The sequence below is a fragment of the Lelliottia nimipressuralis genome (assembly GCF_004402045.1).
In the GTDB taxonomy this organism is placed as follows: domain Bacteria; phylum Pseudomonadota; class Gammaproteobacteria; order Enterobacterales; family Enterobacteriaceae; genus Enterobacter; species Enterobacter chinensis.
In genome coordinates, this window is sequence record NZ_SOMG01000016.1 from 213,017 (window position 1) to 237,846 (window position 24,830).

A 24,830-nucleotide genomic window follows, 5' to 3' on the forward strand; every position below is an offset into this window, starting at 1 on the left:
ATGCTCATAACACGGTAAAAATGAGAAAATCTTCCACATGGATAGCATCGATCGAAAAATTCTTGCTGAACTGCAGTCTGACGGCCGCCTGTCGCTTACCGAGCTGGCTGAGCGGGTGAATCTGAGCCTCTCGCCGTGCCATCGTCGCGTGCGGGCGCTGGAGCAAAGCGGGGCCATAACGGGATACCGGGCCAGCCTCGACCCCGCCAAAATGGGGTTTAACTTCCTCGCGATAGTGTTCGCGACGCTGAAAGAGGGTGACCGCAAGGCGGTTAGCGCGTTTGAAGAGGCAGTGGAAGAGATCCCGCAGATCGTGCTGGCCCAGCGTTTATTTGGCGATCCTGATTATCTGATGCACGTCGTGACCCGCGACCTTTCCGCTTTCCAGAAACTCTACGACGAGAAGCTCTCCGCCATGCCCGGCGTGCAGCATCTTCGCTCAACGCTTGTCATGAAAACGGTGGTGCAGGACAGGCCTTTTCCGCTGTAAGCAGCAGGCCGGGACTGAATGGCCTGCCCGGCAGAACGCCGGGCAGGAAAGGGAATTAGCCTACAAACATCACCGACACGCAGAGCACGCCGACGATCAGCGTCAGCAGGTTGCCAATGGAACGGTACTGTTTCAGGGAGGGGATCAGATACGTCGACAGCGTCGGCATGATAAACAGGATCATGGCGATAAGCGGGCCGCTGATAGCGTAAATCATCGAAATGGCGTTCGGGTTAATGCAGCAGACGGCAAAGGTGATTAACGACACCCCCATAATGGAAATCGCGCGGTTAAAGGCGCGGCTTTTTTTCACGCCCACCTGATTGAGCGACGACTTCACGATCTCCGTTGCCCCTTCAATCACCCCAAAATAGGTGCCGAGGAACGATTTCGACATCGCAATAATCGCCACGATAATCCCGGAAATGCCCAGCCATGCCGGAGAAGAAGGCATCATCGACAGCGCTGACAGGATTGTTACCCCTTGCTCTTTGGCAGCCACAATATACGACGGCGGGATAGAGAGCAGGCAGCTGAAGACAAAGAACAGCACGCTCAGGCAGATAATCAGGTATGCCACCTTCATGATTTTCTTGCATTTATCCATGGCGGCGTCGGCAAACTTCTCGCGACGGTCAACGGCAAACGTTGAGATAATCGGCGTGTGGCTAAACGCGAACACCATCACCGGAATTGAAATCCATACCTGATGCAGCGTATGGCGATCGACGGCCATCTGGCTGGTGAGCAGCGAGGGTTGCCAGCTGCCGGTCAGATAGAGCGAAACAAACAGGAAATAGGCAATCAGCGGAAATACCAGGAAGCCCATCACTTTTATCGTGATATGCCGCCCCATCAGGAAGATCAGATTCAGGACTAACACCACGCCCAGGCTGACCAGCACGCGAACGGTGGTATCCACCGTCAGGTGTTTCGCCAGTTGTTCCGTCAACGAGTTAGTGATGGCCACCGCATAAATCTGCACCACCACAAAGAAGGCGATGAAATAGAGCGTGGTGATCAGATTACCAATCTTCCTGCCGTAATAGTGCGAAACGGCGCCGGTGATCCCTTCATTGCCTTTTGTTTTCGACGACAGGATAAATTGCGCCAGCGCCCGGTGCGGCCAGTAGGTTAATGGGTAAGCCACAAGGGCGGTAATAAACAGGACGATAGCGCCTGCAGAGCCCAGCTGAATGGGCAGGAAAAGCGTTCCTGCGCCCACGGCCGTGCCGTAGAGAGCGAAACTCCAGAGAGTCTCATCTTTTGACCAAATTTTCGACATTAGAGCAACGTATCAACTATCAAACCATCGGAATGGAGTGCAATTTACCATAGTTATGCGTGGAGAGCGCAGTTGCTTCGAAAGCCTCTGGCCGGAACGGGCGTCCGGCCAGAGGGGATTTAGCCTGCCAGGGCGCGTCGTTGCTGGCGACGCTTAAGAAATCTTTCGCGCAGGTTATCGTACGCCCAGTTGTAGAACATGGTGTACGGCAGGAAGAAAAGGAAGAAACCTATTTCCAGTGTGAATGCCTGGAGCAGCGTGACGCCCAGCACGGCGGCGACAATCGACACGCCAATCACAATGAACCCGCATTCGAACCCCAGGGCATGCAGCGCACGCACTTTTGCCGTTCGTTTTACGCGCTGAACGGGCCAGAAACGGTCGAAGCCGAAGTTATAAATAATGTTCCAGACCATGGCCGTGGTGGCCAGAATAATGGTCAACCCACCCATTTCAACCACGGAACGCTGCATAAGCCACGCCGCCGTGGGGGCGAGGATAGCCGTCGCGAGCCCTTCGAAACAGACAGCGTGAAAGATCCGCTCCGGCAGTTTACGTTGGAGTGCATCCTGATGTTGCATAGTCATAGACCTCATTAATTCGCCGGTATGGGCGTTGATGCAGCCTATTTTCATCGCTAAAGCTGATATATTAAAGATAGTATCCATCGTTAAAGTAGATAGGTTATGCGCTATTCACCCGAAGCCCTTACCGCCTTTGTTGAGACCGTTGCGGCGGGTTCTTTTTCGGCTGCCGCACGCCGACTGCGTAAAAGCCAGTCGACGATCAGCACGTCCATTGCAAATCTTGAAGCCGATCTGGGATTCGATCTGTTTGACCGCTCGGCGCGCCAGCCGGTATTAACGGCCCAGGGGGAACAGGTACTGGGCTATGTGCAGGCCATCCTCGCTGCCAGCACGCGGCTTGATGAGCTGGCGGTGTCGTTAACGGCGCAAACGGAGGCGCGTCTGACGTTTGTCCTTTCCGATACCCTCAACCCGGACGTGCTGGAAGAGATGATGAAACAGTTTGACGCGCGCTTTCCCCATACGGAATTCGAATGCCTGATTGGCGAGGAAGAGGACGTGATCGACCTGCTGCAAAAGGAGCGAGCGCAGATTGGTCTGACGGAAGCGCGGGACAGCTACCCCACCGATATCGGCGTCACCCGGCTGCCGATGCAGACCCGCATGGCGATCTATGTCGCGACTACGCACCCGCTGGCGGAGCAAGATGACGTTCAGCATGACGAGCTGCACGGCTGGCGGGAGCTGCGGCTTAGCACCTATCTTGAGCGCGAGGCTGAGATCGCGCGCGGGCCCGTCTGGTCAGCACCGAATTACCTGTTACTCTTGAGTATGGCGGTACAGGGATTTGGCTGGTGCGTGTTACCGTGCGCGCTGGTGAATGAATTTGCTGCCGCGAAATCTCTGGTACAGCTCAATGTTCCAGGCTGGCCGCGGGCGATCGGTATCGATCTGCTGTGGAATAAACGATCCCCTCCCGGCGTGGCCGGAAGCTGGCTGCGGCAGTATCTGCAGGATGCGCGCTGAACCTTGTGATTAAACTCACTATTTTTAAACAATTAAGATAATTGCCAGTAACAATCCTCTACTATCGTCATGTCATTTAACACAGAGGTCGTGATGAAAGATGTCGTAATAGTGGGTGCGTTGCGTACAGCTATCGGCTGTTTTCAGGGAGCGCTTGCGCGTCACTCGGCGGTTGACCTGGGAAGCGTGGTGGTGAAAGCGCTGGTGGAACGCAGCGGGATCGCAGCACATGAAGTGGATGAGGTGATCCTGGGACAGGTTCTCACGGCCGGCGCCGGGCAAAACCCTGCGCGCCAGGCGGCGCTGAAAGGCGGGCTGCCCAATACCGTCTCCGCTATTACCATCAACGACGTCTGTGGATCGGGATTAAAAGCGCTGCATCTTGCCACGCAAGCCATTCAGTGTGGCGAAGCGGATGTGGTCATTGCTGGCGGACAAGAGAATATGAGCCGCGCGCCGCACGTATTGACCGACAGCCGTACCGGCGCGCAGCTGGGCAACAGCCAGCTGCTCGACAGCCTGGTGCATGACGGACTGTGGGATGCGTTCAACGACTACCATATGGGCGTGACGGCGGAAAACCTGGCGCGCGAGTACGGCATCAGCCGTGAATTGCAGGATGCATATGCGCTAAGCTCGCAGCAAAAAGCGCGTGCGGCGATTGATTCCGGTCGTTTTCGCGACGAAATTGTCCCGGTCAGCACCCGGCGTCAGAGCGGCGAGGTTATGGTCGTGGACACCGATGAACAACCGCGCACCGACGCCAGTGCTGAAGGCCTGGCGAGGCTGAATCCTGCTTTTGAAACGCAGGGATCGGTCACGGCGGGAAACGCCTCTTCCATTAACGACGGCGCTGCGGCCGTCATGATGATGAGCGAAAGCAAAGCCCTCGAACTCGATCTTCCCGTGTTAGCGCGCATTAAGGCCTTCGCCAGCGTGGGGGTTGATCCTGCCTTAATGGGGATCGCGCCGGTCTACGCGACGCGCCGCTGCCTGGATCGCGCGGGGTGGCAGCTTGCTGATGTGGATCTGATCGAGGTGAACGAAGCCTTTGCCGCGCAGGCGATTTCGGTCGGCAAAATGCTGGAGTGGGATCCGCTGCGGGTCAACGTTAACGGTGGGGCGATCGCGCTGGGACATCCTATAGGCGCGTCCGGATGCCGAATCCTGGTTTCGCTGGTCCATGAAATGAAGAAGCGCAACGCCCGTAAAGGGATTGCCACCCTTTGTATAGGCGGTGGGCAAGGGGTGGCGTTGGCCATCGAACGCTAATCTTTCCTCATTGAAAAAACCTCCTCCGGGAGGTTTTTTTTATCGTGCTGTTTTTCTCCCGGCGGTTTTATCGTGATCCGGACATCATTTTCGTTATAAACAAAAATAAAAATGAAACGTTGTTTTAAATATAATTGAAAAGCCCACTTTATGCCGATAGTATGTGTTTATTACGAAAAACGGAACGCTGTTTCGTTTATTTCTGCCTTAGGGCATGACCACATCTGGAGGTTACCGTGGACGTCAGAGAAAGCATCCACAGTGCGCACGCCAAAACGCTGGATACTCAGGGGCTGCGCAATGCGTTTTTAGTCGAACAGGTGTTCGAGGCCGATAAGTACACCATGGTTTATAGCCATATCGACCGCATTATTGTGGGCGGGATTATGCCCGTCGCGAAAGCCGTCTCCGTGGGCGGTGAAGTCGGTAAACAGCTGGGCGTGAGTTATTTCCTTGAGCGTCGCGAGCTCGGGGTAATTAACATCGGCGGGCCGGGCACCATCACCGTAGACGGCCAGTGCTATGAGATTGGCCATCGCGAGGCGTTGTACGTGGGTAAAGGCGCGAAAGACGTGGTCTTTGCCAGCATCGACGGCAGCAGGCCTGCGAAGTTTTACTACAACTGCGCGCCGGCTCACGTCACCTGTCCAACCAAAAAAGTGACCCCGGCAGACGTCGCGCCCGTGACGCTTGGCGACAACCTCACCAGCAACCGCCGCACCATCAATAAGTACTTCGTGCCGGACGTGCTGGAGACCTGCCAGCTCAGCATGGGGTTGACCGAGCTTGCGCCGGGCAACCTGTGGAACACCATGCCGTGCCATACCCACGAGCGCCGGATGGAAGTCTACTTCTACTTCAATATGGACGAAGACGCCTGCGTGTTCCACATGATGGGACAGCCGCAGGAAACGCGCCATATCGTGATGCACAACGAGCAGGCGGTCATATCGCCGAGCTGGTCCATTCACTCCGGCGTAGGGACGAAAGCCTATACCTTTATCTGGGGAATGGTGGGTGAAAACCAGGTCTTTGATGACATGGACCATGTTACGGTCAGCGATCTGCGCTAGTCGCGGGCGGTGAAGTAAAAACCTGCCTGTGAGTGACAGGCTCTCAAAGAGTAAGGAACAAACATGATTCTGGATGCATTCTCTCTGCAGGGTAAAGTGGCCGTGGTTTCCGGGTGTGACACCGGGCTGGGTCAGGGGATGGCGTTAGGCCTGGCGGAAGCGGGCTGCGATATCGTCGGGATTAATATCGTTGAGCCGACGGAAACCATCGAGCGCGTGACGGCTCTTGGCCGCCGTTTCCTGAGCCTGACCGCAGACCTGCGTAAAATCGACGCCATTCCTGAACTGCTGGAGCGCGCGGTGGTTGAATTCGGTCATATCGACATTCTGGTGAACAATGCCGGACTGATTCGCCGCGAAGATGCGATCAACTTCAGCGAGCGTGACTGGGACGACGTGATGGATTTGAACATCAAGAGCGTATTTTTTATGTCCCAGGCGGCGGCAAAGCATTTTATTGCCCAGGGGAAAGGCGGCAAGATCGTAAATATAGCCTCCATGCTCTCGTTCCAGGGCGGCATCCGCGTGCCGTCTTACACCGCGTCCAAAAGCGCTGTGATGGGCGTGACCCGTCTGCTGGCAAACGAATGGGCGAAACATAATATCAATGTGAATGCCATTGCGCCGGGTTACATGGCGACCAACAACACGCAGCAGCTGCGCGCAGACGAGCAGCGTAGCGCGGAAATCCTCGACCGCATTCCGGCAGGGCGCTGGGGCCTACCGCGCGATCTGATGGGGCCAGTGGTCTTTCTGGCCTCGTCGGCATCGGACTATATCAACGGCTACACCGTGGCGGTCGATGGCGGCTGGCTGGCGCGGTAACCCGTTTCAGGGCAAATACCTCTGCTTTCGGGCGGAGGTTTTTTTTGCTCAAAAATTGTCAAAGTCCATATCGATAAACACGAAAAATCCATATTGAAATATCACTAATGACTGCCATCACACTTTTAATGCTTAAAAATGAAGATATTAGTAAAAGAATGTGATTATTCAGCATTAGTTGAAATTGTAATGTCCATCACAGATCGCTATGTCGCAGCGAAATAATCCATATCTTCACCTTTTCCCACCTGACACTTTTTCTCGCTATCTCGTAATTTCACATAACGAATTTCACTGTTCAGGCAGGAAAGCATGACATCTATAAATGACTCTACCCTTATGCCCGCTGCGCTGCGTGATACGCGCCGCATGAACCAGTTTGTCTCCATTGCCGCCGCCGTGGCGGGCCTGTTATTCGGACTGGATATCGGTGTGATTGCCGGTGCATTACCGTTTATTACCGATCACTTTACCCTGAGCAGCCGCCTGCAGGAGTGGGTGGTGAGCAGCATGATGCTCGGCGCGGCTATCGGCGCGCTGTTCAACGGCTGGCTCTCGTTTCGCCTGGGGCGTAAATACAGCCTGATGGTCGGGGCGGTTCTGTTTGTTGCGGGTTCTATTGGCTCCGCCTTTGCCTCCAGCATTGAAGTGCTGCTGCTCTCCCGCGTGCTGCTGGGCGTGGCGGTGGGAATTGCCTCTTACACGGCGCCGCTTTATCTCTCCGAAATGGCGAGTGAGAACGTGCGCGGGAAGATGATCAGCATGTATCAGCTGATGGTCACGCTGGGTATTGTGCTGGCGTTCCTGTCCGACACGTACTTCAGCTACAGCGGCAACTGGCGCGCAATGCTGGGCGTGCTGGCGTTACCGGCGCTGGTGCTGATTGTGCTGGTGGTTTTCCTGCCAAACAGTCCGCGCTGGCTGGCGCAAAAAGGGCGCCATGTGGAGGCGGAAGAGGTACTGCGCATGCTGCGCGATACCTCGGAAAAAGCGCGTGAAGAGCTGAATGAGATCCGCGAAAGCCTGAAGCTGAAGCAGGGGGGCTGGGCGTTGTTTAAGATCAACCCCAACGTACGCCGCGCGGTCTTCCTCGGCATGCTGCTGCAGGCGATGCAGCAATTCACCGGCATGAACATCATCATGTACTACGCGCCACGCATTTTCAAAATGGCCGGGTTCACCACCACGGAACAGCAGATGATAGCTACCCTGGTGGTGGGGCTGACCTTCATGTTCGCCACCTTTATCGCGGTATTTACCGTGGATAAAGCCGGACGTAAACCGGCACTGAAAATTGGCTTCAGCGTGATGGCGCTCGGCACGCTGATCCTTGGCTACTGCCTGATGCAGTTTGATAACGGCACGGCCTCAAGCGGACTCTCCTGGCTTTCTGTTGGGATGACTATGATGTGTATTGCAGGATATGCGATGAGCGCCGCGCCCGTGGTGTGGATCCTGTGCTCCGAAATTCAGCCGCTCAAATGCCGTGACTTTGGCATTACCTGTTCCACGACCACCAACTGGGTGTCCAACATGATCATCGGCGCGACTTTCCTGACGCTGCTGGACGCGATTGGCGCTGCGGGAACGTTCTGGCTCTATACGGTGCTGAACGTGGCGTTTATTGGCGTTACGTTCTGGCTGATCCCAGAAACCAAAGGCGTGACGCTGGAACATATCGAGCGCAAGCTGATGGCAGGGGAGAAACTGCGAAATATCGGCGTGTGATTGTCTGCCTGTTTAAGCGCTTACAATGTATGCCGGAAGGGCAAAGGTGGCGCTTAATCACAATAATCGCGTGGTGAAATTCACTACTAATTTTGGCAGGGGACAGATAAATCAAGAGATTTAAACTTAGGATAATTCTTAAGGTGCTGTATCATCGTTCCACCGCTAACGCTTGAGCAAAGATGCACTGCATCCTAAAAATAATTCATATGTCTGAGATGGATATCAAAAAAAGTACCGATCTTGATTTTCCCCGTTATGACCCCCCGGCTGTACACGCTAAAGAGATAGATCTTTTGGGTCTATTAGCGGTTATTATGGCGGCGAAAAAGCGCATCGTCGCCGTTACCCTTGCGTTTGCACTGGTGGGGGTGGCCATTTCATTTTTACTGCCGCAGAAGTGGACCAGTAAAGCGGTGATTACCCAGGCGGAACAGTCGCAGTGGAACCCGCTGCGCCAGATGATGGTTGCCCTACAGGTGCTTGACGTGGACGCGCAGATTACCCGCCCGGAAGTTTTTGACCTGTTTATTAAAAAGTTTCAGTCGCAGTCATTGCTCGAAGAGTATCTGCAATCCTCTCCTTACGTGATGGGGCAGCTTAAAGACGCCGAGGTGGATCCGCTTGAACTGCATCGGGCGATAGTCAACATCTCAGAAAGAATGAAAGCGGTGAATGACGCCCAGGGAAAAGACGTGGATAAAGCGCCTTTTGTCTCCTGGACATTAAGCTTCACCGCGCCGACGGCAGGCGATGCGCAAACCGTTCTGGAGGGATATATCAACTATATCGCGGCTCTTGTCGAGAAAGAGACGGTGCAGAATATCCGCAACCAGATCGCCCTGAAAACGAACGTTGTTGAGCAGCAGCTGGAACTGGATCGCGTCCGTCTGACCAATATTCACAATACCAACCTGCAACGACTGAATTATTCTCTGGAAGTGGCGAATGCCGCTGGCATCAAGAAACCGGTCTACAGTAACGGCCAGGCGGTGAAAGATGACCCGGATTACTCTGTTTCGCTCGGCGCTGACGGGATCGCGCAAAAACTGCAGATTGAAAAAAACCTGAAGGACGTGACCGAGCTGAATGCGGAGTTCCAGAACCGGGAATACTATCTGGCGCAGCTGAAAAAACTCTCCTTTGCCGATGTCAAAATTGAGCCATTCAGGTACCAGCTTTCTCCTTCCATGCCGGTGAAAAAAGATGGCCCGGGCAAAGCCCTGATTGTCCTTCTGGCGGCGCTCCTGGGTGGGCTGTTTGCCTGCGGTAGCGTTTTACTGCGTGAAGCGATGCTCACCCGTAATCCTCTGCCGGAGCCGGTGACGGAATAAACTCTCAGTTTAAAAAAGGCGCTGAATACAGCGCCTTTTTTTATTGGCGTTGGTTGTGCTAGAAAGAGAGACCAGAGATAAGGAGGGATGATGAAAACGATTGGCCTGTTAGGTGGAATGAGCTGGGAATCAACAATCCCGTATTACCGCCTGATTAACGAAGGGGTAAAGCAGCGCCTGGGTGGTCTGCATTCTGCGAGCCTGCTGCTGCACAGCGTTGATTTTCATGAAATAGAAGCCTGTCAGTCGAGCGGCGAGTGGGATAAAGCCGGGGAGATACTGGCCCAGGCGGCGCTGGGACTGGAGCGTGCCGGTGCCGAGGGTATATTGCTTTGTACCAATACCATGCACAAAGTGGCGTCGCATATTGAGGACCGCTGCTCGCTGCCGTTCCTGCACATCGCTGACGCGACCGGACGTGCGATTGCGGCATCCGGGATGCGCCGCGTAGCGCTGTTGGGCACACGCTACACCATGGAACAGGATTTTTATCGCGGGCGTTTGCGTAGTCAATTTGGGATCGAAAGCCTGATACCTGATGAGGAAGACCGGGCGCGCATCAACCAGATTATTTTTGACGAGCTCTGCCTCGGCACCTTCAGCGAATCTTCCCAGGCGTATTACGTCAGCGTGATTGAAAAACTCGCACAACAAGGGGCTGAAGCGGTGATCTTCGGCTGTACGGAAATTGGCTTACTCGTGCCGGTTGAGCGAAGCCCAATTCCTGTGTTTGATACCACAGCGATCCATGCAGCGGATGCCGTGGCGTTTATGCTCTCCTGAGGAATACAGGCCGGATAGCGTGCGCACTTATCCGGCCTGTATTCTTAGAGGCTGTTCAGACTCGGACTGAATTCAACGGTCAGTATTCCTTTATAGTACCCGGCGGTTTTGTCCGCGACGCGGAATTTATCCACAATCAGCCGCAGCGGTGCCGGGGCACAAAGCACAGGATAATTAATGGAGGGTAACCGTACCGGGCGTATCTGATCCTGACCATTTGTCCCTGCGGATAAGGTGAAGGCATCGTTATTTTTAACCGACATCCAGCCTTTACTGTGAGGATCAAACATCTCCAGACGGTAATCAATACGTTCGCTATCTTCTGTCGCAGCTGAGGCAGTATTATAAATAGAGAAATACCCCTCTTTGCGACCCGCGCCCGCGCGCCCTTCATCTTTAAACGACAGCCGCATGCTGTCGCTGTTAGAGTTAAAACCGTCATACAGGCACATATCCAGCGTTGTTACATCTTCGACAAAGCTGTTGCCGGTAACCGAACCGGTTGGGTGCAGATCAAGCTGGACTAGCGGGTTAGCGCCGTTAAATTCCGGGAAGTAGATATCCTGTTTGCCAATGGTTTTGCCTTTAAGGGTAATATTGGCTGTGTAATTCACAGGGGTCCCACCAGAATATGAAGTAAATTTTAATTTGAGTTTCCCTTCCCATACACCACCAACGGGAAGATTGTTCATTTCGCTCTGAGGTATCCAGACGGTCAATGCTTTTGTGTTTGTTGAAAATGAACTACTACTACCGCCGCAATTCCAACTGTTCTGGTCATTAAGCGGTCTTTTTCCTGCACAACTCTTTGCGGCATCAGGGTTGTTAGGATCATTATGAAAAGCTTCCTGATAACCCTGAATTTTAATTTGATGTTTCATTCCACTACGTTTTTCAGTCAACGTCAGCGATATTGTCGAGCCTGAATTTTGATGCGTACATGTTTGACCATCGTTTGGGTATGAACAGACATAATATCCGTAAGAAGGACCGTAACCTTGCTGGCCAGGATAATCCTCAGTCCATAAGTAGTCGTCGGCCGGCGCGCCTGAAGGGAGCTCATAGTCCTGAGAGGTGGTTACCGAAGGCGTAGGACCCACAAGGGTTTGTGATTGTACATGGCTGCTCGCGGTTAACGCACACATGAGCAAAAAAGTCTTTAATTTCATTGCACACTCTCCCTTTGTGCGGTTTCTAGCGCCTGTTTACGCAGCGATTGTTTTAGATGGGCCTGAACCTGTATTGGCGCAGGTAATTGGTTATAGGCAACGGTCGAACACTGGATATCTCCGGTGTAACGAATACTTGCGCGTTTCTTCAGAACTTTCAGCGGGCATTTCAGGAATGTTTGCCCGGCAAGTACGTAGAGATCGCGCGATGAACCTGGCATTTCCAGCGTGAATCCACCATTTTCTGCCAAAAGCAGCATGGTGCTGTTCAGCCCAATGACCGGGAATCGCTTCACGTCCCCTGGCAATATCAATTTGCCAATGTAGTTGTAGCTAAATGTCGCTGACACTTCGCGATAACGCAGCTTGCCTGGCAACAGCATCAGGCTATTTTTACCCGAACCGGCGATCAGGTTGGTTGTACCGCTCTGGTGTTTACGGGCACTGTCGCTGATTTCGACATAGCCCATTTCATAGCCTGTATACGGGAAGAGTACGGATTCATTCCCGGTGAGATTGGCTCTATTTCCATTCGCGGTTGCGTCGACAGAAAGCGGTTCGGTTGATTCATCATCAATATTTTTCACCTCAACCAGAACTGCGGCCGAAGGGTCACCGTAACCTGGCTGGCCGATCTGCACGCCGTAACGGCTTACTGCCAACGTTGAGCTGTAACTCCCCGTAAAGGCGGTTGAATGCTCCTGATTTCTGCGGTCATAGCTATCAGTAAGGTTGGCGCTGAGATTGCCATACAGACCGTTTATACGGCCATTGATGCCGCTGTCCAGCGTATCGGTGTTAATTCCACCAAGGTTGATACCCATTTCACGGTGATTAACGTTGTCATCGTACCAGGTACGGGAGAGGTTCCAGGCGGTCTGATCGGCTGCGTCTTTGCTGGTACGATAATCTGCACTCAAAGTCGTTGTCCGGCTACGCGCATCAGAATCCATCCGTGGTGTTTCACTGAATGTGAGCATCACATAGGCACCGTGGTCGTTCCCGCTACTGCTGTTGTCGTCACGGGTAAAGAGGCCAATACTGGTGTTTACCATCCAGTTTGTCAGGCTAAACGCACGGGTAGCACTGAGTTGAATGTTATCTGATGTCGTGTTTGCATCAGTTTGGCTAAAAAAGTTGTCGGCAAAGTTTTCTTCTTCATCCCAGCGGGTATGGTAATCCGCATGATTGCGGGTTCGGTTCCAGTTCAGCGAGAGGTTCCAGCTCAGGATGTTTTGCGATATCCCTGCACTTATGCTTTCAAAGCAGTTGAGATCGTAGTCGTTCGAATCGGTGTCACCTGAACACTGCCCCCCTTGGGTGTCTTTGCGATAGAAACTCAAAGACGGCCAGTTTTCTGCGTTCCAGTTTACCTGTTGAAGATTACCGCGACCGCCCTGATCGTTATAGAAGAGACCAGTCTGCAATTCGGCGTTGCCAAACTTCCCGAGGGTTGGTACAAGGCGTCCACCGACTTCCGAGGAAAAATGGTTATCCACAGAGGCAGCGCCGAGCGTTATTTCGCTTTGAGCGGTTACCGGGACGCGAACCCCGGCCTGCGCCGATGACGCATTTTTATCATCAGCCATTGAGGATGAATCATCTGCAAGTTGACCCATCTGGATAAACCACTGAATGTGACCATCATTTAAGCTGCCCGTTTTAGTAAACGGAACCACTTCGGTACGGGAGAGTTGGTTGCTCTCATAAATTTTTAACTGCAGGGAGTAGCTCCCTGACGGAAAAGATGAGGTGTCCAGCGACTGGTTGCCACCTGACAAATAGAAAGAGCCCAGTAGTTGATTATCGCGATACGCATCAACCCGCGAGCTACGAGAGAGCAAAATACTAACCGGCGTACCCTGGCTGGCTTGCTCCTTGTTCAAATAGCTTAACGTTGAACCTGCACGCACGCCGTTCATTGCGCTAAGTGGCAGGAATGAAAAATTGAAGTTGCCACCATCTGCACTGAACAGGCTTCGACTGTCCATGCGTCCGCCCTGGACATAAAATCGGCTGAGAATGTCATGGCGGTAATAAAGTTCATTAACCTCGGCGTCAGTCTGGGTTTCACCGTCGCTTTCATAACCGTTAAGGTTCCAGTAAGCCCCGATGTAGCTATTTTCCGTCACACCCAGTGCGCCGGTTCCTTGCAAATAGGCTGATTTAAAGTCTTGATCGACCGCAACGTTAATGTCTTGCTGGTGGATAAATGCGTTGACGACGTTTTCGTCATTGCCTGGTTTGAGATAAAGAGAAGAGTTTGCTTTATTGGGGTACCACTGTTCATTCAGGAACAGATTCACTGCATTCTTTTCATCATTATAAATGAGGGCGACATCGTTTGTTTTGAGATAGTCGCAACCCGCACTGGTATTTACAGCTGAACATGAAAGTTCACCATGTCTTTCCAGCGGCAGCTTTAGCTTAGCGGCGATCTGTTTTTTGGTAGCGTTATCTTCGCTAAGATCCATCGCATCAAGGATCTTTTCAGGCTGGTCGAATTTTACAGTATCAAGATTCACTGTTGCGTAGTATTTGCCCAGATTGCGACCGGCTAAATACACGTCGACGTACTCTTTCTGACCCAGAACGATAACTTCAAACCCTGGTGGTATTTTATCTGTGCGGGCATTTGCGCTACTGATAATAGAACAAATTAATAAACCCAAAATTGTCTTTTTCATGGCTAGTCATCGTCCCTGATGTGAAAAAAAATGAATCGAAGGTAGCCCTTCGATTCATTAGGGTACTGCTTCACGGATTACTGATAGAGATAGATGCTGACAACACCCTGATATGTACCGGTTTCAAGGGCTTCTTGTGTAGCCTGAGAAATCAGCAGTGGTTTGGCTACGGAGCCAGTTTTCAGCGCTGTGCTGGTATTAGGGAACAGATCGGTTGCTTTCATTGTCGCATCAGTCGTAGTCAGAACCTGGTTGCCCCATTTCACCGACATCGGTACAGTTGCGCCGCCCAGGTTATTCACCAGAGTGAAGTCATTTGCCAGACGCATTTTCACGTCTTTAGCAACATCGTTTGCCCAGATTTTAGTCTGTAGTGAAACGGGTGCCAGACCTGTTCCTGGGAAGTACTGCATGTCGATATTTTTTGGCAGTGCAGTTCCGTCTGACTGGGTCATGTCCAGCGCCGCATCAACTGTAGCTGTAACGGTGATATCTTTCTGGACCGCCATTGCAGAGCCCATCACAGAAAACATTGCCAGCGCGAGTAAAGATTTGGTAATAACACGATTCATTTACTAATATTCCATTTAATAAAACAAATTAATGAATTGCAAAGTCTTTTTTATTGGTTGACTTGCCAATCCAGTCCCAATATTGAATAACGACCTTGTCATAATTCAATATGTTCTTTGGTGTAAAACTGGCACGAGGATAAATATTCTGATTAACTTCTTGCCATACACAATCTTTTTCAGCTTGTGACTTTTTACACAAACCGATTTTTAATATTTTAAAACGTTGATTACCGTCGTTTCTGATCTGCCCTGCAGATTGCAAACTCATTTTAAGTTGAGGGTGTGCAGGGGGCACACTAACTAATACACCCCAAATCAAATTTAACGTCAGTTGCGTTTTAACACTCTTATCCGCAACTGCTTCATCATCCAATTGTGGTACCGCTTCAAATTTTACGCGCCAGGTGGTTTCTTCCTGTACGGGTTCCATTGATACCAGACGAACCATTTTGCTGGAGCCTGCTGGAAGCGCGAACTTTGGTGGCATGACTACAAGACCTGTAGCGCCGCCAACAGGGGCTTCAATCTCTTTTTCCTGCGGTGTATTGCGGCCGGAGATGCTGAGTACAGTCGATTTAATATATTGAACTTCATTTGTTCTGGAAATAACTCGGACACTGCCTTCGCCCTGGTCGTTCATATCCACAGCCATAGGGTAGACAGACATATTGGCGTGAGCGGCTGGCACGATAGTCGCAGCCAAAATCCACCCGAATAGATAGTAAAGTTTCATAAACGCTCCCTGTAGATGCTGCTTATTATTCATATCCATGATGAATAATAGGGTGAATAATATTATATGCTCACCCGGTAAGTTCGATAGAGGAAGTATATAGATAAAAAACAAGGATGGGTTTAATTAAAATAATATTATGTTTAAGATAATTTAATGCAAGATGTTTTGAATTACATGTTGTTATAATAATTTCAACAGGATAACTAAATGTAACCGTAAAACACTCAATATGAATTATATTTTGATTAAGGGTGAGATTAGTTTAGGGATTTCCTTAATCATAAAATCTGAAAATGTAGCCACCAGCGCCGAGTAAGGGCGATGTAATGGTCTGATAAGACTGACGTTAAACGGGACGGAGATACTGAAGCGGCGAAGAATAATTCCATTTTGTGCATAGTCCAGAGCTGTCAGCGGGTTGACGATCGATATTCCAACGCCTGCACGCACCATGGCGCAAATCGACGCCGCGCTGTGCGTCTCTACCACCATCCGGCGCTTCACCTGATGCTCGGCAAATAGCGTATCCAGAAGCTGTCGATAGCTGTCGGTCTGCGAAAGGCTAATGTAGTTTTCACCATGGAAATCTGCCGGTGACAGCACGCTTTTACTGGCAAGCGGATGTCCGACGGGTAACACGCAGACTTCATCTAAAGAGAGTAGCTCCGTGCGCTCCGTACCTGCAGGCGTCGCGAGCGTTTCCGTCAGCCCTAAATCATGACGCTGTGCCGAAAGCCACTCTTCCAGCAGGGGAGATTCCTGCGGCACGATGGTGAGGCTGACCTCCGGATATCGCGCCAGAAAAGGCTGCAGCAGCATGGGCAGGAACGACTGCGAAAAGACGGGCAGGCAGACGATGGACAACTCGCCCTGGCGAAATTCGCGCAGGCTTTCCGCTGCACTCACTATTCTGTCCAGCCCGTACCACGAACGCTGCACTTCTTCGAACAGGCGCAACCCCTGTACAGTCGGGTGAAGCCTGCCACGGGTACGTTCGAACAGCTTCAGCCCCAGCACCTTCTCGAAGCGCGCCAGCTCGCGGCTGACCGTCGGCTGCGAGGTATGCAGCATCTGCGCGGCTTCCGTGAGATTGCCGGTGGTCATGACGGCATGAAAAATCTCGATATGGCGTAAGTTGACGGCGGGCATAGGGCACCTGAAAATGTAATAACATCCATATCATTTTTGCATAGACTCGCGATAAAACGATATTTTTTATTCTCTTCGCACTGTGGCGTAATCATCAAAACGCATTTACCCGGAGAAGACCATGCCACGCCCGCTGAACCAGACTGATACAGATTTGAACGCCGATAACCTGCTGCGCCTGCCTGCCGAGTTTGGCTGCCCCGTATGGGTCTACGACGCGCAGATAGTTCGCGAGAAGATTGCGGCACTGCATCAGTTTGACGTGGTGCGTTTTGCCCAGAAGGCATGCTCCAATATTCATATTCTGCGCCTTATGCGTGAGCAGGGGGTAAAGGTTGACTCTGTTTCGCTCGGCGAAATCGAGCGCGCGCTGGCGGCCGGATTCGATCCGAAAGCTGATAGCGATGCGATCGTCTTTACCGCCGACGTCATCGACGATGCCACCCTGACACGCGTTCACGAACTGCAGATCCCGGTGAATGCGGGTTCTGTGGATATGCTGGAGCAGCTTGGACAGGTTTCCCCTGGCCACCGCGTCTGGCTGCGCGTGAACCCGGGCTTTGGTCATGGCCACAGCCAAAAAACCAACACCGGCGGTGAAAACAGCAAGCATGGGATCTGGTATGCCGATATGCCTGCCGCGCTGGAGGTGCTCCAGCGTTACAACCTGAAGCTGGTGGGCATTCATATGCACATTGGGTCAGGCGTGGATTATGGCCACCTTGAGCAGGTCTGCGGTGCGATGGTACGCCAGGTGGTTGATTTTGGGCAGGATCTGGAGGCGATCTCTGCCGGCGGCGGTCTCTCTATTCCTTATCGCGAAGGGGAAGAGGCGATCGATACCGATCACTATTACGGCCTGTGGAGCGCCGCGCGTGACCAAATCGCCGCGCATCTGGGCCACGCGGTGAAGCTGGAAATTGAACCGGGTCGTTTCCTGGTGGCCGAGGCCGGCGTACTGGTTTCGCAGGTGCGCAGCGTGAAAGAGATGGGGTCTCGCCACTTCGTATTGATTGATGCAGGTTTTAACGATCTGATGCGTCCGTCGATGTACGGCAGCTATCATCACATTACCGCGCTGGCTGCCGACGGCCGCGATTTAACGCAGGCGCCGCGCGTTGAGACGGTCGTTGCGGGGCCGCTGTGTGAGTCGGGCGACGTGTTTACCCAGCAGGAAGGCGGCAAGGTAGAAACCCGCGCGCTGCCAGAGGTCAAACCGGATGATTATCTTGTGCTGCATGATACCGGAGCCTACGGGGCGTCTATGTCATCTAACTACAATAGCCGCCCGCTGCTGCCTGAAGTGCTGTTTGATAACGGCAAGGCACGGCTGATCCGACGTCGTCAGACCATTCAGGAGCTGCTGGCGCTGGAGCTTGTTTGAGTAAAGTAGGGCCCGGTGGTGACCGAATCGCGTAATACCAGCGTACCGGTAAACGGCGGGATGGCATCGACCGGCTGGTTTTTTGCCAGCCGGATCGCCTGATCGATGGCCGTGACAATCATATTGTCGATAGGCAGATACACCGATGAGAGCGCAGGCTCCAGCCATTTCGCGCTTGGGGCATCGTCAAAGCCGAACAGTGAAATATCCTGCGGGATTTTCAGCCCCGCCTGGTGCAACGCTTTGGACGCACCCAGCGCCATATCATCGTTACAGGCAAACAGGGCGCTGAACGAAACGCCGTCGGCAATCAACTCTTTGCATAGCTCATATCCCCGCGTCATTCCCGCATCGCCGTACTTTATCCGACGTTCGTCAAGACGTATGCCGTGCTTTTCCAGCGCCTTGCGATAGCCCATCAGCCTCGCTTTCCCGGTGGGGGTGTGGATGGGGACGGTGATACAGGCGATCTCCCGGTGGCCCTGATTGATCAGGTAATCCACGGCCTTAAACGCGGCATCCTGCTGTTCGAAGAACACGCAGCGATCCGGTGCCAGGCTGACTTCACGGTTAATGACCACCAGCGGCGTTTGCACGGTGTTCATGAGTTTGATGATCGCTTTTTCGCTCATATAGCGCGTGTAAAGCACGATGGCATCGCACTGGCGATCGGCCAGCATCTGCACCGCCTGCTCTTCCTGTTCCGGCGCGTCGTGGCCGTCGGTGACGATAAGCTGCTTCCCGTGGGTTTCGGTCTGCCGCGACGCCTGTTGCAGAAGGCGACCAAAATAAAAGCCATCGAAGGTGGAGACGACCAGACCAATGCTGTTGCTGGTCTGGTTTGCCAGCGAGCGCGCGAGAAAGTTTGGGCGGTAGCCCAGCTCTTCCATCGCAGCAAACACCTGCTGGCGCGTACTCTCTTTAACCTGACCTGTGCCGTTCAGCACGCGCGATACCGTGGCCTTTGACACGCCCGCACGCAGTGAGACATCCAGCATTGTTGCCATTCTACATTCCTGATTCCACGTAATGGTCTGCAGTTTAACACAGACCTCACGGCGTATAAGCGACGCGGGAGGCGCAAAAATTCTGCCACGATCACGCTTTTTGGTAAGGATCGTTCAGCGCGGGATAAACGTCTTTAAGTGGTATGCCAAAATGGTCAAAAATATTCATCTGGAATACCTCTTGCCTCGTTGCGAACTTAATCACAGAACGTAAAGCCCCTTAAAGCTATTTTTGGTATGCCAATAGTATCCGGCTGACCCTCTTATTCCATAAAAGCCCTTTTACTGAGGTATTACCCTATGGCATTACAGGAAAAACTGATCGACGCTCTGGGCAGTTTCGCCACCAGGTTCAACAGCTATCGCTACATTATGGCGATCAAGTCTGCCTTCATTACCTTAATGCCGGTCATCATCGTTGGCGCATTTTCTGTGCTGATCTCCAACATGGTATTGGATCCGAAAAACGGCCTGGCGAGCTTCCAGTCCCTGTCATTCCTCGCGGTGCTAAAACCCATAACCAGTGCGCTTAATTACGCGACCCTGAATTTCCTCAATATTGGCGCGGTGTTTTTAATTGGCATCGAACTGGGACGTATTAACGGCATAAAATCATTGTTCCCCGGTCTCCTGGCGGTGATCTGCTTTATCTGCGTGACGCCGACTACGGTAGAAATGCTGGTGGATGGCGAAATGCACGTGGTGAAGGATGTCCTGCTGCGTCAGTTCTCCGATACCCGCAGCCTGTTCCTCGGCATGTTTATCGCCATTCTTTCTGTAGAAATCTACTGCTGGCTGGAAAACCGCAAAGGGCTAAAGATCAGAATGCCGGATACCGTGCCGCCTAACGTGGCCGCGTCGTTCTCCGCGTTGATCCCGGCGATCATCACGACCACTGCCATTGCCACGTTTGGTTTCGTATTCCATCAAATCACGGGCATGTATCTTTACGATGCGGTCTATCAGGTGGTGCAACAGCCGCTGGAGCGTGTGGTGCAAAGTCTGCCGGGCATTCTGCTGCTGATGTTTGTGGCTCAGCTGTTCTGGGTGATTGGGATCCATGGCAACCAGATGATTAAGCCTATCCGAGAGCCGCTGCTGCTGGGGGCGATCACCGTCAACATGAGCGCCTTTGAGCAGGGTAAAGAGGTCCCTAACATCATCACCATGCCGTTCTGGGACGTGTATATGAGCATCGGTGGCTCGGGGCTCACTATCGGTTTGCTGATTGCGGTCATGATCGGCACCAAACGTAAAGAGATGAAGGAGATCGCAAAACTCTCTATCGGCCCCGGCATCTTTAACATCAACGAGCCGGTGATCTTCGGTATGCCAATCATGCTTAACCCGATCCTCGCTATTCCCTTCATCATCACCCCGCTGGTGACCGGATCTATTGGCTACTTTGCGACGGTAACCGGTTTTGCCGGTAAAGCCGTGGTGATGGTGCCGTGGACTACGCCGCCGCTGATTAACGCCTGGCTTTCCACCGCAGGGTCGATGGGGGCGGTGATCACCCAGCTTATTTGCATCGTCACTGCCGTCATTATCTATCTGCCGTTTGTGAAGATTGCCTCACGCCGCGCAGAACAGGCCGCGCTGCAGCAAGCCACCGATAACGTGTGAGGATGCAATGAGCATAAAAAAGATAACTCTTCCGCAGGACTTTCTTCTCGGCGCGGCGGCGTCAGCCTGGCAAACCGAAGGCTGGAGCGGCAAAAAGCCGGGTCAGGATTCGTGGATAGACCTCTGGTACAAGAACGATCGTCACGTCTGGCACAACGGTTATGGCCCGGCGGTGGCAACCGATTTTATTAACCGCTTTCGCGAAGATGTGGCGCTGATGAAACAGGCGGGGCTGACGCACTACCGGACCTCGATAAACTGGTCCCGTTTTTTGACCGATTATGAAAACGTGACGGTAGATGAGGAGTACGCCGCGTATTACGCCGCCCTGTTCGATGAAATGCACCGTCAGGGCATTGAGCCGATGATCTGCCTGGAACACTACGAGCTTCCCGGCGTGCTGCTTGAAAAATACGGCGGCTGGGCGTCGAAGCATGTGGTTGAGCTGTTTGTCCGCTATGCGGAGAAGGTGTTTGAACGCTTCCACGGCAAAGTGACCCGCTGGTTTACCTTCAACGAGCCGATTGTGGTCCAGACCCGTGTTTATCTTGACGCGCTGCGCTGGCCGTATGAGCAGAACACCAGCACCTGGATGCAGTGGAATCACCACAAGGTGCTGGCGACGGCGAAAGTTGTGAAGCTGTTTCGCGCCAAAGGCTACCGCGGCTCGGTGGGCTGTATCCTTAATCCAGAAGTGACCTATCCGCGCTCCCGCGCACCGCATGACGTGCGGGCGGCAGAAATGTACGATCTGTTCTACAACCGCGTTTTTCTCGATCCTCTGGTGCACGGGCATTATCCATCGGCGCTCTTTACCCTGCTGGAACAGCATCAGGTTCAGTGGGACTACACGGCAGACGAGCTGGCGCTAATAGCGGAAAACACCGTTGATGAGCTGGGAATCAACCTGTATTACCCGCACCGCGTGAAAGCGCCTTCCCGTGCCTGGCACCCGGAAACCCCGTTCCACCCGGCCTACTACTACGAGCCGTTTGAGCTGCCGGGGCGGCGGATGAACTCCTCCCGCGGCTGGGAAATTTACCCGCGCATTATCTACGACATGGCGATGCGGATTAAACAGGAATACCGCAACATCGACTGGTTCGTGGCGGAGAGCGGGATGGGCGTGGAAAACGAAGCGCAGTTTCGCAACGATGACGGCATCATCGACGACAGCTACCGCATTGTGTTTATCAGCGAGCACCTTTACTACGCGCTGCTGGCGCGGGAGGAGGGAGCGAACTGCCACGGCTATATGCTGTGGGCGTTCACGGATAATGTCTCACCGATGAATGCTTTTAAAAATCGCTACGGGCTGATTGAGATCGACCTCGGGAACAACCGCGCCCGGCGGGCGAAAAAATCGGCAACCTGGTTTCGTCAGCTGCGCGATACGCGCGTCCTCACGCTCAGCGTTGACGATGAATGGAAGTAAGCGAAAACCATGCGGGTTCTGGTAAAATAGTGCACAAACTGGCCGGGAGGACGCCCGGCCTGCGCATTAACTGAAAAAACAGGTGGTAACGTGGATAAGGCTGTCATCCTGCCGGAAAAAAAACAGTACCAGGAAATTGGCGAGGATTTGCGGGCGCAGATTATCCAGGGGCACTACCCCGTTGGTTCCCGTCTGCCGCCGGAGCGAAATATCGCTGAGACGTATGGCGTGAGCCGCACCATCGTGCGCGAGGCGCTGCTGATGCTGGAGTTACAGGGTACCGTAGATATCCGTCAGGGGTCTGGCGTGTATGTCATGCGCATCCCGGAAGAACACGAAAACGAAGAAGAGCGTTTTCTTAACAGCGACGTGGGGCCGTTTGAGATCCTGCAGGCGCGCCAGCTTCTTGAGAGCAACATTGCCGCGTTTGCCGCCAAAATGGCGACGCGTGCCGATATCGACAACCTGCGCCGAATCATCGAGCAGGAGCAGCGCGCGATAGCCGCCGACGATAACAGCCAGGATAACAACAAGATGTTCCACCTGGTGCTGGCGGGCGCAACGCAAAACCAGATGCTGCTGGCGACGGTGGAAAGCATCTGGCACCACATGGACAGCAGCCCGCTATGGCAGCAGTTTAATGTACACATCGCCAGCCGTGCATACCGTCTGAAATGGCTGGGTGACAGGCAAACTATCCTTGCGGCGCTCCGTCGTCGTGACGTGATGGGGGCCTGGCAGGCGATGTTCCAGCATCTAGAAAATGTCAAAAAGAGCTTACTTGAACTCTCGGATGAAGATGCGCCAGATTTTGACGGCTATCTGTTTGAGTCCGTACCGATTTTCCAGGGGAAACTGGTATGACGATTGTGCCTCTTTACGCCGCGCCTCAGTATGCGGAGCAGGTGACAGACTGGATCTGGCAGGCCTTTGGCGAGGGGCTTCCTCGGGAATTTTTCCACAGCATCATAGAGCACAGCCAGACGCCGGGGGCATTACCTTTGACCTTTATTGCCATAGAAGACGAACAACTTCTCGGCACTGTGGGGCTCTGGCGCTGCGATTTAATCACCCGACAGGATCTCTTTCCGTGGCTGGCGGCGCTGTACGTCGACGACGCGGCGCGCGGAAAAGGGCTGGCTGGGCAGCTTCAGCAGCATGTTATGAACTGTGCCAGGCAGGCCGGGTACGAGGAGCTCTACCTGTGGTCTGCCTGCCGTGACTTCTATGAACGTTACGGCTGGCAGTACATTGGCGATGCGCTCGAATACCCGAACAAGACGGTACACCTTTACCGCTATTCGCTCTGCGCTTCTGCAGGCGACGCAACGGAGTGACGGCGTACCAGGGTTGGGCTGAAGAGATGGGTAATATCCGGCGGCTGGCGTTGCTCTGCCAGCGCTAACGCCAGCTCTGCGGCCTGCGTTGCCATCGTGATGATAGGGTAGCGTACGGTGGTCAGGCGAGGGCGTACGTAGCGGGAGACCAGCACATCATCAAAGCCAATCAGCGAGATTTCTGCCGGCACCTCAACCCCATTGTCATTCAGCACCCCCATTGCCCCAGCGGCCATGGAGTCGTTATAGCTTGCCACCGCCGTGAAATTCCGTCCGCGGCCCAGCAGCTCGGTCATGGCCTGTTCACCACCGCTCTCATCTGGCTCACCGTAGGCCACCAGACGGTCATTGCACGGCAGACCGTTTTCACGCAGGGCATCGTAGTAGCCCTGCAGGCGGTCTTCCGCATCAGAAATTGGGTGATTTGAACAGAGATAACCAATCCGGGTATGCCCCTGCTGAATCAGATGACGGGTAGCAAGCCACGCGCCGTAGCGGTCGTCGAGCGCTACGCAGCGTTTTTCAAACCCGGGAATAATACGGTTGATGATTACCATCCCGGGGATCTGCTTCATCAGATGAATCAGTTCGGCATCCGGGATCATTTTGGCGTGAACAACCAGCGCCGCGCAGCGGTGGCGGATCAGTTGCTCGATGGCCTGGCGTTCTTTTTGTTCATTATGATAGCCATTGCCGATCAGCAAAAAATTACCTGTCTGATAAGAAACCTGCTCAACCGCTTTTACCATCGCGCCGAAAAAGGGGTCAGAAACATCGCCGACCACCAGCCCAATGGTTTCTGTGGACTGCTGGGCGAGTGCGCGGGCGTTGGCATTGGGATGATAGTTCAGGGATTCCATGGCGCTTTGTACCGCCTGGCGTGATGCGTCACTGGCTTTTGGGGAGTTGTTAATCACACGCGAGACGGTTGCCACCGACACACCTGCCAGACGGGCCACATCCTTTATTGTCGCCATTCATTACCTTCTTATTGGGGGTAAGCGTTTACACACCAAATAGTGTTGCGGAAAAGTGGCGCGCATTCAAGGGGAGTGGATTTCCGTTCTCCACAAACGTGACGCAGGACAACCCTGATAGTGTAATCGTTACACGCGTAGTCATGTCTGGAAAATGTCATTCTGAACCTTTAGTTACACTTTGCCTCAGGCTGTTGCGATTATCCGATAGCGAGGATGTTAACGAGATTGATACAGTCGAGATCCCAGAGGTATTGATTGGTGAGAATTCTTAGTACGGTTTCGTACTCATCTCTTGCACCAACCTGCGCGGATGCGCAGGTTTTTTTTCGCCTCCATTTTTGCTGTCGCTCCCGTATCACTTCTCGTGTAATCTGCCACCATTTACTATCAACCCTCCACACT

22 protein-coding genes are annotated in these 24,830 nt (G+C 53.2%); 13 read left to right on the plus strand and 9 right to left on the minus strand.

Annotated elements, in window-relative coordinates:
- The first annotated feature begins 37 nt into the window (after positions 1 to 37).
- Positions 38 to 490 (plus strand): Lrp/AsnC family transcriptional regulator, encoded by a 453-nt coding sequence (locus E3U32_RS11160; RefSeq protein ID WP_021242030.1) that lies wholly within the window; start codon positions 38 to 40, stop codon positions 488 to 490.
- A 55-nt stretch (positions 491 to 545) separates the two neighbouring features.
- On the opposite strand, the gene E3U32_RS11165 is transcribed toward E3U32_RS11160, so the two are convergent.
- Positions 546 to 1,775, minus strand: a complete 1,230-nt coding sequence (locus tag E3U32_RS11165; protein WP_134348839.1) for an amino acid permease — start codon at positions 1,773 to 1,775, stop codon at positions 546 to 548.
- Positions 1,776 to 1,894: 119 nt separating this feature from the next.
- A complete protein-coding gene (locus E3U32_RS11170) occupies positions 1,895 to 2,356 on the minus strand; it encodes a multidrug/biocide efflux PACE transporter (RefSeq protein WP_134348922.1) in 462 nt (153 codons plus the stop codon).
- A 105-nt stretch (positions 2,357 to 2,461) separates the two neighbouring features.
- Between E3U32_RS11170 and E3U32_RS11175 the strand changes: the two genes are divergently transcribed.
- The 7 genes from E3U32_RS11175 (at position 2,462) to E3U32_RS11205 (ending at position 10,343) form a co-directional block, all read left to right on the plus strand.
- Positions 2,462 to 3,328: a LysR family transcriptional regulator gene (locus E3U32_RS11175; RefSeq protein WP_134348840.1), complete on the plus strand. Its 867-nt coding sequence runs from the start codon at positions 2,462 to 2,464 to the stop codon at positions 3,326 to 3,328.
- A gap of 93 nt (positions 3,329 to 3,421) precedes the next feature.
- Complete coding sequence (locus E3U32_RS11180; RefSeq protein WP_134348841.1) at positions 3,422 to 4,600, plus strand: acetyl-CoA C-acetyltransferase; 1,179 nt, start codon at positions 3,422 to 3,424, stop codon at positions 4,598 to 4,600.
- A 236-nt stretch (positions 4,601 to 4,836) separates the two neighbouring features.
- A complete protein-coding gene (gene kduI / locus E3U32_RS11185; RefSeq protein WP_134348842.1) occupies positions 4,837 to 5,673 on the plus strand; it encodes a 5-dehydro-4-deoxy-D-glucuronate isomerase in 837 nt (278 codons plus the stop codon).
- Positions 5,674 to 5,736: 63 nt separating this feature from the next.
- Entirely contained in the window at positions 5,737 to 6,498 is a 762-nt protein-coding gene (kduD, locus tag E3U32_RS11190; protein ID WP_134348843.1) for a 2-dehydro-3-deoxy-D-gluconate 5-dehydrogenase KduD, read from the plus strand.
- Between the two features lie 294 nt (positions 6,499 to 6,792).
- Positions 6,793 to 8,226 carry an arabinose-proton symporter AraE gene (gene araE / locus E3U32_RS11195; RefSeq protein ID WP_286164306.1) on the plus strand — a complete coding sequence of 478 codons (1,434 nt, stop codon included), beginning with the start codon at positions 6,793 to 6,795 and terminating at the stop codon, positions 8,224 to 8,226.
- Positions 8,227 to 8,435: 209 nt separating this feature from the next.
- Positions 8,436 to 9,560, plus strand: coding sequence for an LPS O-antigen length regulator Wzz(fepE) (gene wzz(fepE) / locus E3U32_RS11200; RefSeq protein ID WP_134348845.1), 1,125 nt, complete (start codon positions 8,436 to 8,438; stop codon positions 9,558 to 9,560).
- 90 nt (positions 9,561 to 9,650) lie between these two features.
- The gene (locus E3U32_RS11205; protein ID WP_134348923.1) at positions 9,651 to 10,343 is read left to right on the plus strand and encodes an aspartate/glutamate racemase; all 693 of its coding nucleotides are present in this window, start codon (positions 9,651 to 9,653) and stop codon (positions 10,341 to 10,343) included.
- A 44-nt stretch (positions 10,344 to 10,387) separates the two neighbouring features.
- On the opposite strand, the gene E3U32_RS11210 is transcribed toward E3U32_RS11205, so the two are convergent.
- The 5 genes from E3U32_RS11210 to E3U32_RS11230 form a co-directional block, all read right to left on the minus strand.
- Positions 10,388 to 11,512 (minus strand): CfaE/CblD family pilus tip adhesin, encoded by a 1,125-nt coding sequence (locus E3U32_RS11210; protein ID WP_208527910.1) that lies wholly within the window; start codon positions 11,510 to 11,512, stop codon positions 10,388 to 10,390.
- On the minus strand, positions 11,509 to 14,199 hold the full coding sequence (locus E3U32_RS11215) for a TcfC E-set like domain-containing protein (protein WP_134348846.1): 2,691 nt from the start codon (positions 14,197 to 14,199) through the stop codon (positions 11,509 to 11,511). The genes E3U32_RS11210 and E3U32_RS11215 overlap by 4 nt, the downstream gene beginning before the upstream one ends.
- 77 nt (positions 14,200 to 14,276) lie before the next feature.
- The gene (locus tag E3U32_RS11220; RefSeq protein WP_134348847.1) at positions 14,277 to 14,771 is read right to left on the minus strand and encodes a CS1 type fimbrial major subunit; all 495 of its coding nucleotides are present in this window, start codon (positions 14,769 to 14,771) and stop codon (positions 14,277 to 14,279) included.
- Positions 14,772 to 14,799: 28 nt separating this feature from the next.
- Positions 14,800 to 15,507: a fimbria/pilus periplasmic chaperone gene (locus E3U32_RS11225; protein ID WP_166790930.1), complete on the minus strand. Its 708-nt coding sequence runs from the start codon at positions 15,505 to 15,507 to the stop codon at positions 14,800 to 14,802.
- A gap of 237 nt (positions 15,508 to 15,744) precedes the next feature.
- Complete coding sequence (locus tag E3U32_RS11230; RefSeq protein ID WP_134348848.1) at positions 15,745 to 16,659, minus strand: LysR family transcriptional regulator; 915 nt, start codon at positions 16,657 to 16,659, stop codon at positions 15,745 to 15,747.
- A gap of 121 nt (positions 16,660 to 16,780) precedes the next feature.
- On the opposite strand from E3U32_RS11230, the gene lysA reads away from it, so the two are divergent.
- Positions 16,781 to 18,043, plus strand: coding sequence for a diaminopimelate decarboxylase (gene lysA / locus E3U32_RS11235; RefSeq protein ID WP_134348849.1), 1,263 nt, complete (start codon positions 16,781 to 16,783; stop codon positions 18,041 to 18,043).
- Here the strand turns inward: lysA and E3U32_RS11240 are convergent.
- The gene (locus tag E3U32_RS11240; RefSeq protein WP_047347975.1) at positions 18,013 to 19,050 is read right to left on the minus strand and encodes a LacI family DNA-binding transcriptional regulator; all 1,038 of its coding nucleotides are present in this window, start codon (positions 19,048 to 19,050) and stop codon (positions 18,013 to 18,015) included. The genes lysA and E3U32_RS11240 overlap by 31 nt on opposite strands.
- A gap of 300 nt (positions 19,051 to 19,350) precedes the next feature.
- Between E3U32_RS11240 and E3U32_RS11245 the strand changes: the two genes are divergently transcribed.
- The 4 genes from E3U32_RS11245 (at position 19,351) to E3U32_RS11260 (ending at position 23,448) form a co-directional block, all read left to right on the plus strand.
- Positions 19,351 to 20,676, plus strand: coding sequence for a PTS sugar transporter subunit IIC (locus E3U32_RS11245; protein ID WP_134348850.1), 1,326 nt, complete (start codon positions 19,351 to 19,353; stop codon positions 20,674 to 20,676).
- A 7-nt stretch (positions 20,677 to 20,683) separates the two neighbouring features.
- Complete coding sequence (locus E3U32_RS11250) at positions 20,684 to 22,111, plus strand: glycoside hydrolase family 1 protein (RefSeq protein WP_134348851.1); 1,428 nt, start codon at positions 20,684 to 20,686, stop codon at positions 22,109 to 22,111.
- Positions 22,112 to 22,201: 90 nt separating this feature from the next.
- Positions 22,202 to 22,975, plus strand: a complete 774-nt coding sequence (locus E3U32_RS11255; protein WP_095441237.1) for a GntR family transcriptional regulator — start codon at positions 22,202 to 22,204, stop codon at positions 22,973 to 22,975.
- Positions 22,972 to 23,448 (plus strand): GNAT family N-acetyltransferase, encoded by a 477-nt coding sequence (locus E3U32_RS11260; protein WP_134348852.1) that lies wholly within the window; start codon positions 22,972 to 22,974, stop codon positions 23,446 to 23,448. The genes E3U32_RS11255 and E3U32_RS11260 overlap by 4 nt, the downstream gene beginning before the upstream one ends.
- Here the strand turns inward: E3U32_RS11260 and galR are convergent.
- Positions 23,409 to 24,425, minus strand: coding sequence for an HTH-type transcriptional regulator GalR (galR, locus tag E3U32_RS11265; RefSeq protein ID WP_047347980.1), 1,017 nt, complete (start codon positions 24,423 to 24,425; stop codon positions 23,409 to 23,411). The genes E3U32_RS11260 and galR overlap by 40 nt on opposite strands.
- Between the last annotated feature and the right edge of the window lie 405 nt (positions 24,426 to 24,830).